Source organism: Candidatus Methylomirabilota bacterium (genome assembly GCA_036001065.1).
Lineage (GTDB): Bacteria > Methylomirabilota > Methylomirabilia > Rokubacteriales > CSP1-6 > MNEF01.
The window spans coordinates 1-8,921 of record DASYUQ010000122.1; the positions used below are offsets into that span (position 1 = coordinate 1).

Consider the following 8,921-nt stretch of genomic DNA (forward strand, 5'->3'; position numbering starts at 1 on the left):
GAGGCTCGCGTGGCCTGAAGGCGGCTGGTAGGCGGGGTGGGTGCTCCGACCCGTTCCCACCAACGGATGCTCGCGTGGCGTGTAGCGCGCGGTCGGGCCGGGGTGGGTGCTCCGACCCGTTCCCGCCGACGGTGATTCGCCTGCACGCGCTGTCTGGGAATGTCACTATCGGGTGGCGGCGCGCCCAGGCTCGTGGTCGGAGACCCCACCCCGGCCCGACCGCGCGCTACAACGCCAGGCGCGTCTTGATCCGCTCGACCGCTTCCTCGGTCTCATCGCGCCGGCCGAACGCGGTCAGGCGCAGGTAGCCCTCCCCGCTCGGGCCGAAGCCGGCGCCGGGCGTGCCCACCACGTGCGCCTCCTGCAGCAGCTTGTCGAAGAAGGCCCATGAGTCGAGGCGCCCGGGGGTCCTGACCCAGAGGTAGGGGGCGTTGTTGCCGCCGTAGACTCTGAGCCCGATCGCCTCCAGCCCCTCGCGGATGATCCGTGCGTTGTCCAGGTAGTAATCGACCTGCCCGCGCACCTGCCGCGCGCCCTCCTCCGTGTACACCGCCGCGGCCGCCTTCTGCACGATGTAGGGCACGCCGTTGAACTTGGTCGATTGGCGGCGGAGCCACAGGGCGTGTAGGCTCACGCGCTCCCCGGAGGCTGCCACGCCGGAGAGTTCCTTGGGCACCACCGTGAACGCGCAGCGGGTGCCGGTGAAGCCGGCCGTCTTGGAGAAGCTGCGGAACTCCACGGCGACCTCGCGCGCGCCCTCGACCTCGAAGATCGAGTGGGGGATGTCCGGCTCGCGGATGTACGCCTCGTAGGCGGCGTCGTACAGGAGCACCGCGCCCTGGCCCCGCGCGTAGTCCACCCACCTCTTGAGCGCCGCTTTCGTCATCACTGCGCCGGTCGGGTTGTTCGGATAGCAGAGGTAGATGAGATCCACCGGGCGGTCGGGTAGCGCGGGCTGGAAGTCGTTCTCCGCCGTGCAGGGCAGGTAGACCAGGCCCCCGTAGCGTCCGCTCGCATCCGGCGCGCCTCCCCGACCGGCCATGACGTTGCTGTCCACGTAGACGGGATAGACCGGGTCGGTGACGGCGACGACGCAGTCGGGGGCGAAGATCTCCTGGATGTTCGCGCTGTCGCTCTTGCCCCCGTCGCTGACGAAGATCTCGTCGGGGCTCAGGCGCACGCCGCGCGTGTCATAGTCGCGCGCGGCGATCTGCCCGGTCAGGAACTCGTAGCCGGGCTCCGGGCCGTAGCCGCGGAAGGTCTCCGGGCGGGCCATCTCGTCCACCGCCTCGTGGAGCGCGTGGATGATGGCCGGCGCCAGCGGCTGCGTCACGTCGCCGATGCCCAGGCGGATGATCTTGGCGCTCGGATGCGCCGCTTGGAAGGCCTTCAGGCGGCGCGCGATCTCGTAAAAGAGGTAGCTCGACTTGAGCTGGAGATAGTGCTCGTTGACTCGCGTCACGGGCCTCACTACATCAGCAAATCACGTCGGGGTCAAGGCAGTAGCGCTGCACGGCACCCGTCGCCCAGCGAGTCACGGTGAGCGCGCTGCCGTCGGTCTCGAAGCTCACCGCGCCGTCGCGGTCGGTGCGGTAGACACGCGTGCCGACGGCGGCCAGGCGCGCGAGGACCTCCGGCGCCGGATGGCCGTAGGAGTTGCGCGGACCCACCGAGATCACGGCGAACGACGGGCGGGCCCGCTCGAGAAACCCGGGAGTGCTGGAGCTGCGGGATCCGTGGTGCGCGACCTTGAGCACGGTCGCGCGCAGCGGCGCGCCCGAGGCGAGAAGGTCGCGCTCGGCCGGCGCCGTAATGTCGGAAGCGAGCAGAAACGACGCCAGCCCGTAGTCGATGCGCAGCACCACGGCATCGTCGTTCCGTCTGGGGGCCGGGGCGGGCGGGGGCAGGCTCCGAGCGGAGTGGGGTTCCTGAGCCACGGAGCCTCCCCCCGGCCGTCCCGGATCGAGCGCGAGAACGCGAACGCCGCCGATCCAGCGCATCGCCTGCGGGCCCAGCTCTTCGCGCACGGCGAAGTACCGGCGCACGGCGGCCATGCCGCCCGCGTGATCCCGGTCGTCGTGCGTCGTCATCGCCGCCGCCAGACGCAGAACGCCATGGTTCCAGAGAAACGGCGCCACCACGCGCTCGCCGGCGTCGAGACGCATCGGCCCGCCCGGGCCCGCGTCGATGAGGGCGGCCTGCCCGTGGGGTGTCTCGAGGACGATGGCGTCCCCCTGACCGACGTCGAGGACCGTGAGGCGAAGCCGCCCATCGGCGGGGCGAATCAGGGGCCAGGCGGCGATGATAATCGCCGCGGCCAGGAGCACGCAGGCGCCCTGGCCGGCCAGGCGCGAGCGCGACGGCGCCTCGCGCAGGCGCCACCAGAGGAGCGCCAGCCCGAGCCCGAGCGTATAGGCGACGATCGCCGCCCAGTGGGGCGCCGGCAGGTGCAGGAGCCCTGCCGGTACCGAAGCCGCCAGGGCGACGACAACCCGCAGCGCCAGGAGGATGGGCCAGGTCGCGTCGAAGAGGATCGTGCTCCCGACCTCGGTGACGAGCGCCAGCGCCACCGCGAGCAGCCCGACCACGGTCGCCACACCCGCGAGCGGCACCACGCCCAGGTTCGCGAGGGGACCGATCAGCGAGAGCTGGTTGAAGTGGACCAGGGCGATGGGGAGCACGGCGAGCTGCGCCGCCACGCTGACGCCGAGCGCGCCCGGGATCAGGCCCCGCGGCAGCGGCGCCAGCACGATACCGGCCGTGGCCGCGAACGAGAGCTGGAACCCCGGATCGAGCAGATCGCCGGGTCGCACGGCCAGGAGCACGAGCGCGGCGAGGGCGAGGCCGTTCATCACTGACGCCTCCCGATCGAGCAGAAGCGCGCCCAGCACCAGCACGCCCATGATCACCGCGCGGAGCACCGAGGGCTCGGGGCCGACGACGAGCGCGAAGCCGATCACGGCGACCATCGCCCCCAGCGCCGCCGGACGGCGCCCGACGCGCGCCAGCGTGAGGAGCGCCCAGACGGCGCCGGCGACGAGCGCCACGTTGAAGCCGGAGACCGCGAGCACGTGATAGACGCCGGCGCGCCGGAAGGCCTCGTCGATCTCCCTCGGCAGGTCGACGCGGTCTCCGAGCAGCAGGCCGCCGAGCAGCGCTGCCGACGCCGGCGGCAGCGTCCGCGCCATGACCTCGCGAGCGGCGCGCTTGGCCCGGACGGGCCAGGGCGGTCTCGGGTCTTCGAGGGCGGCGACACGCTCGGCGCGGGCGCTGGCGACGACGAAGATTCCCTCGCGCTGGAGAGAGGCGGCGTAGTCGAATCCATCGGGGTTTCGAAAGCCGGTGGCGGGGTGCAGGCGCATGGTGGCTGCGATGCGCTGCCCCTCGGCCACCGGCGGCAGGTCGCCGCCGTAGACGGTCACTTGAAGCCGGCCAGTGCGTGGCTCGCCGTCGACGCCTTCGACTTCGAGCAGGAGGCGCACCCGGTCGGGGGCAAACCTGACGGGCTCGGCCACCAGGCGCCCCTCGACGCGCGCCACCGTCGGCAGCGGCATCCGGGCGACGTGGTCGGGCGGCGGTGGAAGTGGGATTGCTCTGAGGGCGCCGACGGCGGCCACGCCCAGAAGCAGGAAGGCCGTCGCGGAGCCGAGCCGCTCGAGAATCACCAGGCTCGCGCCCCAGGCCAGGGCCGCGAGGAGGACCCACCACGCGAGGTGCGACGGGATCCACGGAGCCAGCGCGATCCCGCCGACGAGAGCGAGCGCCAGCGGGGCCAGTGGGACCCGGCTCCAGCTCATCTCACTCCGTTACGGTGACGAGCGCGCGCAGACGCTCGAGCCTGGACCGCCCGAGGCCTTTCACCTTCTTCAGCTCCTCGACGGAGCCGAAGCGGCCGTCGGCCTCCCGCGTGGTGACGATGCGTGTCGCGAGCACCGGCCCCACCCCGGGCAGGCGCGCGAGGTCCTCTGTCGTCGCGCGGTTGAGATCGACGGGCTCCGCGGGCTCCACCCGATGCTCGGCCGCGGAGCGCCCGACCTTGTCAGTCGTCGCGTGCAGTCGACCGGACGCCGCACGGCCGGGAGGGGGAGAGGTCTCCCGGGCCCCCTCCCGGCCCTCCGGCTCGCGATCGAACTGCTCGAGGCGCTCGGCAAGCTCGGGATACGCGGCACGCCACTCGCGTACCGCGAGGCCGATGGTCGCCGCGCCCAGGAGCGAGAGCAACAGGACCAGCTGACGGCGCGTGTGGAGGGCCATGCGCCGACGATGTCACGCGCCCGAGCACTCGGCTAGAGTGCAAAAAAGAAGACAGCGGGCGTCTCCGATCGTCGACGCACGTCGATGGCAAGTATCTTGCTCACCAGAACGTCACCGGCCGATCCCGGCGGTCTCGTCGACGGCGGCGTCCTCGCGGAAGTGCGGCATGACCTCCCGGGCGAACATCTCCATCATGTCGAGCGTGGCCTCGTGGCTGCCGGCCGGCAGGCCGGAGCAGACGATGCCCGCGCGGAGCTCGTCGGAGAAGACGCGCAACTTGTCGCGCACGGTCGCGGGGCTGCCGCAGATGATGTAGCCGCCTTCCTCCAGGTCCTCGAAGCTGAGCTCGGTGGGAAGCTTCCGGGGCACGGCCAGCGATCGGCGGAACGCGCTCTCGGTGAGGTACCCCGGCGGCACCCAGAACGTGAGTGGCATCCGTAGCCCCGTGTGATAGACCCACAGCGCGGTCTGGCGGGCGATGGTCCGCGCCTTCTCGTCGTTCTCGGCGACGACGATCGGCAGGTTGACCGTCAACTGGTAACGGCTGGCCTGGTAGCCGTAGCGCTCGCACGCCTCCCGGTACTCGCCGTAGATCTGGGCGATCCGCTTGATCGGCGTAAAGACCATCAGGTACGGGAAGCGGCGCCGCGCCGCCCACTCCACGGTCTCCGAGCTGCCCTGGGACGGGCACCAGATCGGCGGGTGCGGCTTCTGCAGCGGGCGGGGCCACGGGTTCACGAAGGGATAGCGGTAGAAGCGACCGTCGAAGGCGAAGGGCCCCGGCTCGGTCCAGGCGCGGACGATCAGCTCGGCCGCCTCGTAGAAGCGCTCGCGGGAGTGGGTGGGGTTGACCACCGTGGAGAAGTACTCGGGGCCGATCCCGCGCACGAAGCCGGAGATGATGCGCCCGCCCGAGACGACGTCGAGCATGGCGATCTCCTCGGCGATGCGCAGCGGGTTCTCGCGGAGGGGCAGCCCGTTGCCGAGGATGGCGATCTTCGCGCGCGTCGTCCGGCGCGCCAGCATCGCCGCCATGAGGTTGGGGCTCGGCATGGTGCCGTAGCAGTTCTGGTGGTGCTCGTTCACGCAGAGGCCGTCCCAGCCCAGGCGCTCGGCGTGCTCGAACTGGTCGAGGTACTGGTTGTAGAGCGCGTGGCCGATCTCCGGGTCGTAGCGGCGGTTGGAGAGCGTGACCCACGAGGACGGCTCGTCGTGCTCCATCGGATAGGGCATCAGATGGAAGTAATAGAACTTCACCGCGCGACCTCCCGCGGGCCGCAGAAGTCCGCCACGGCCGCCGCCACCGCCTCCGGCTCCTCGAGATGCGGCAGGTGGCCGGAGGCGGCGAAGGTCCGGAGCTGCGCGCCGGGAATCTCCTTCGCCCACGCCTCCGCGCAGAGGAGCGGGGCGACCCGGTCGCGCTCGCCCCAGCAGAGCAGCGTGGGCGCGGTGATGCGCCCCAGGCGGCGCCGCAGGAGCGGGTTGTAGAGGTACGGGTTCCAGCTCACCCGCGCCAGCGCCGCCCGCTCGCGGTAGAGCTCCGCCAGCGTGTCGATGTTGGTCAGGTCGCCCGGGGCCAGCGCCAGCGCCTTGGCTTGATCGTGGAAGACGGTGGCGACGAGCTGGGGCAGCTCCATGGCGAAGAGGAACGGGTAGATCCAGCCGTCGACCTTGATCCCGACCGGCGCGATCAGCGCCAGCGATTTCAGACGGTGCGAGGCCATCGTCGCCATCTCGGCGGCGATCCAGCCCCCCAGCGACGAGCCCACCAGATGGACCCGGTCGAGCTTCAGCTCGTCGAGAAGATCGAGGTAGTGGAAGGCCAGGTCGGAGATGTGCTCGATCCACTCCGCAGCCGGCGCGCCGCCGTGACCGGGATGCTTGGGGAGGTAGACGGTGAACCGCCGGGCCAGCTCGGCGTGGAAGGGCAGCCAGCGTCCGGCCCCACCGGCGCCGTGCAGGAAGAGGAGGGCGGGCCCGGTCCCGTCCGAGAGGAGCTCGACCGGGGTTTCGCGGACTATCAGCCGATGCTGGCTCGGCACGCCTGAGGCCGGCCCCGCCCTAAGGCACCAGGGCGGCCCGCGTGATGTTCGTCGTGTCCTTGGCGTGCCACTCCGACTGCGCGAACGCCTCGTTGATGTTCTCCAGGGGGTACTTGTGGGAGAGCAGGCGGTCGAAGGGCCAGCGGGCGCGGTTGCGCACGAGGAAGTCCAGGGCGCGCGGGATCACCCACGGGTCGTACATGATGACGCCGACGATCCTCTTCGAGCCCCACACGAGCTGGGCCGGCTCCAGCTCGACCTTCACGCCGCGGCTGATCGTGCCGATCTCGAGATAGGCGCCGCCGGGACGGAGCATCTCGATGCCCTCGGGGATGACTTGAGGGAAGCCCACGAAGTCGCAGGCGACATCCGCGCCCACCCCGCCCGTCCACTGGCGGACCAGGTTCACGCGGTCCTTGCGATCGGGCACCGTCTTGATATCGATCGTGTGGTCGGCGCCGAAGGCCTGCGCGAGCTCCAGGCGCCCGGCAATCTGGTCCACCACGATGACGGTCTGGGCGCCCATGTCCTTGGCCACCGCCGCGGCCTGGAGGCCGAGCCCGCCCGCGCCCTGGATCACCAGGCTGTCGCCGAACCGGAATCCGGCCTTGTGCAAGCCGAAGATGACTTGCGAGAGCGCGCAGTTCACGGGGGCCACCAGCTCGTCGGGCAGCGCGTCGGGCACCTTGAAGATCGCGCCGCCGGGCTTGAGGTAGTAGTACTCGGCGAAGGCGCCGTGGAAATGGGGGAACTGCGAGGGCCCGAGCGGGCGGTCGACTTTCGCGGGGCAGGCGGCCGGCTCCTTGCCGAGGCACGCCGGGCAGCGCCCGCACGGATAGAAGTAGGGGTAGGCGACGCGGTCGCCTTCGCTCAGCGGCCGGCCGAGGGAGTCCGTCTTCACGCGCGCCCCCAGCCTCGCCACGCGCCCCGTCATCTCGTGGCCGTAAATCCAGCCGTCCTCGGGCAGGCGCAGGGGGGCGTCGCCGCGCCAGAAGTGCAGGTCGGAGCCGCAGACGTTGGCCAGCGAGACGCGGATGAGGACCGCGTCGGGCTCGACCTCGGGTAGCGGCAGCTCGCGGAGCTCGAAGGGCTTGCCGGGGCCGAAGAAGACCGCCGCCTTGCCTTTCATACCGCGGCCTCCCGCTCGCGCCCCAGCTCGAAGGCCTCGTGGAGCGCGCGGACGGCGAGCTCGGCGTACTTGTCCTCGATGACGCAGGACACGGCGATCTCGGAGGTGGAGATCATCTGGATGTTGATCCCCTCCCGGGCCAGCGTCGCGAACATCCGGGCCGCCACCCCGGAGTGGCTGCGCATGCCGACGCCGACGATGGAGACCTTGGCGACGCGCTCGTCGTGCACGATGCCCTGGGCCCGGACCGTGCGGCCCACGTCCTCCAGGACCGCCACCGCGCGCGTGTGGTCGCCGCGGGGCAGCGTGAACGACATGTCGGTGTAGCCGTCCCGGCTGATGTTCTGGACGATCATGTCCACCACGATGGTCTTCTCGGCGATGGCGCCGAAGACCTGGGCGGCGATGCCGGGCCGGTCGGGCACGCGGAGGATCGAGATCTTGGCCTGGCTCCTGTCGTGGGTGATGCCGGTCACCAGCGCCTCTTCCATGTCGTGCTCCTCTTTCGTCACCAGCGTGCCGGGATCGGGCTTGAAGGTGGAGCGGACGTGGACCGGCACGCCGTACTTCTTGGCGAACTCGACGGAGCGGCTCTGGAGGACCTTGGCCCCCAGGCTCGCCATCTCGAGCATCTCGTCGTAGGTGATGCGGGGAAGCTTGCGGGCGTCGGGCACGATATTGGGGTCGGCGGTGAACACGCCCTCGACGTCCGTGTAGATCTCGCAGACGTCCGCCTTGAGGGCGGCGGCCAGCGCGACGGCGGTGAGGTCCGAGCCGCCGCGCCCGAGCGTCGTGATCTCATCCTTCTCGCTGAGGCCCTGGAAGCCCGCGACCACGGCGATCTCGCCCGCATCGAGCGCCTGCCGCACCCGCTCGGCGTTGATCCGCGTGATCCGCGCCTTCGTGTGGGCGGTGTCCGTGCGCATGCCGACCTGGGGACCGGTGAAGGAACGCGCCTTGAGGCCGAGGGCGTGCAACGCCACGGCCAGCAGCGCGATCGTCACCTGCTCGCCGGTGGCCAGCAGCATGTCCATCTCGCGAGGATCGGGCGACGGGTTGACCTGATGGACGAGGGTCAGCAGGCCGTCGGTGGTCTTACCCATGGCGGAGACGACGACCACGAGCTGATGGCCGGAGGCGTGCTGGGCGACCCGGCGCGCCACGTTCTTGATCTTCTCGGCGTCCGCGACGGACGAGCCCCCGTACTTCTGAACGATCAGCGCCATGGTCCACGCATCGTAGCACGTGCCGGCAGGACGGTGATCTCGCGCATCGGATAATCCTTCACGTTCCCTGTGGCCAGCGCGGCGCTCTCCACGAGGGCGGTGGCCGCGATCAGGCAGTCGGCCAGTTCCAAACGGCGAGCCCGGCTCGTGCGCTTGAAGCGGCCGGCCACCTCGGCGATCGCCCGCGTGACGGGGACGACGACCAGGCCATCGAGGAGGGCCATCGTCGAGTCCTCTTCATCCGGTCGCATTCCGGCGCAGACCTCGGCG

8 protein-coding genes are annotated in these 8,921 nt (G+C 70.9%); all 8 read right to left on the reverse strand.

What is annotated here, in order from left to right:
- Positions 1-226: 226 nt before the first annotated feature.
- Positions 227-1,462 carry an LL-diaminopimelate aminotransferase gene (locus VGV13_11715; protein HEV8641756.1) on the reverse strand — a complete coding sequence of 412 codons (1,236 nt, stop codon included), beginning with the start codon at positions 1,460-1,462 and terminating at the stop codon, positions 227-229.
- A 13-nt stretch (positions 1,463-1,475) separates the two neighbouring features.
- Positions 1,476-3,797, reverse strand: a complete 2,322-nt coding sequence (locus tag VGV13_11720) for a DNA internalization-related competence protein ComEC/Rec2 (GenBank protein ID HEV8641757.1) — start codon at positions 3,795-3,797, stop codon at positions 1,476-1,478.
- A gap of 1 nt (position 3,798) precedes the next feature.
- On the reverse strand, positions 3,799-4,254 hold the full coding sequence (locus VGV13_11725) for a helix-hairpin-helix domain-containing protein (protein HEV8641758.1): 456 nt from the start codon (positions 4,252-4,254) through the stop codon (positions 3,799-3,801).
- A 111-nt stretch (positions 4,255-4,365) separates the two neighbouring features.
- Positions 4,366-5,511, reverse strand: coding sequence for an LLM class flavin-dependent oxidoreductase (locus VGV13_11730; protein HEV8641759.1), 1,146 nt, complete (start codon positions 5,509-5,511; stop codon positions 4,366-4,368).
- Complete coding sequence (locus VGV13_11735) at positions 5,508-6,296, reverse strand: alpha/beta fold hydrolase (protein ID HEV8641760.1); 789 nt, start codon at positions 6,294-6,296, stop codon at positions 5,508-5,510. Before VGV13_11735 ends, VGV13_11730 begins: the two co-directional genes overlap by 4 nt.
- Positions 6,297-6,315: 19 nt before the next feature.
- Positions 6,316-7,425: a zinc-binding dehydrogenase gene (locus VGV13_11740; GenBank protein ID HEV8641761.1), complete on the reverse strand. Its 1,110-nt coding sequence runs from the start codon at positions 7,423-7,425 to the stop codon at positions 6,316-6,318.
- A complete protein-coding gene (locus tag VGV13_11745; GenBank protein ID HEV8641762.1) occupies positions 7,422-8,651 on the reverse strand; it encodes an aspartate kinase in 1,230 nt (409 codons plus the stop codon). Before VGV13_11745 ends, VGV13_11740 begins: the two co-directional genes overlap by 4 nt.
- Positions 8,642-8,921 (reverse strand): PIN domain-containing protein (locus VGV13_11750; GenBank protein HEV8641763.1); only part of this gene is annotated, 280 nt, incomplete at its 5' end. The genes VGV13_11750 and VGV13_11745, both read right to left, overlap by 10 nt.